Below are 617 nucleotides of genomic sequence, written 5' to 3' on the forward strand. Positions count from 1 at the left end.
GATCGTTGGGTACGGACCAATCTGACGCAGGGGTTCAATCTGGACGCTGCTGCTGATGCTCTTGCGACCAGCAAGCGCACCTTGGCAAGGCGGCTGCATGACGTACTTGGCAAAACGCCAGTCGCGTATGTACAAGACCTGCGAATTGAACAGGCGGTCCATCTGCGTAAAACCAGCAATCACAACCTCGACCGGATCGCGGAAATGGTTGGCTACTCCGATGGTGTGACATTGCGCACCTTATTGCGTAGAAAACTGGGTAAAGGAACTCGAGCCATCAGAGATTCGAGTTGAACATGAAGCCACAGAAACTTGCGTATGGATTCGGACACTAACGGCTGCTTAGCGCCAAGTCCAGAATTCCGAAACTTCACGGCCCCTGCAGAAACCTTTAGTGTGGCAATTTTGAATGGCACGCACCCAAAGCAATTTGATACACATCAAGCTGCTGCTCGACCCTGATTCCTAGAATGTCTAACACTTCAGAAAGGCAGTCATGTCCGACAATGGCTTGGCGTCAGAGCGCCGAAACAACGCACCCCTGCGGGCAATTTTTCCTGCGGCGTGTGAAGCGCTGCGACCGTTCTTCGACATCAACAACCAGTGGAGCGGTCAGT

1 protein-coding gene is annotated in these 617 nt (G+C 52.8%); it reads left to right on the forward strand.

Going from position 1 to position 617, the window contains the following annotated elements; translation table 11 throughout:
• Positions 1-294 (forward strand): helix-turn-helix domain-containing protein (locus EMN46_RS18765; RefSeq protein ID WP_154202551.1); only part of this gene is annotated, 294 nt, incomplete at its 5' end.
• Positions 295-617: the final 323 nt, after the last annotated feature.

The sequence above is a fragment of the Ancylomarina sp. 16SWW S1-10-2 genome, assembly GCF_009669305.1.
Classification (GTDB): domain Bacteria; phylum Bacteroidota; class Bacteroidia; order Bacteroidales; family Marinifilaceae; genus Ancylomarina.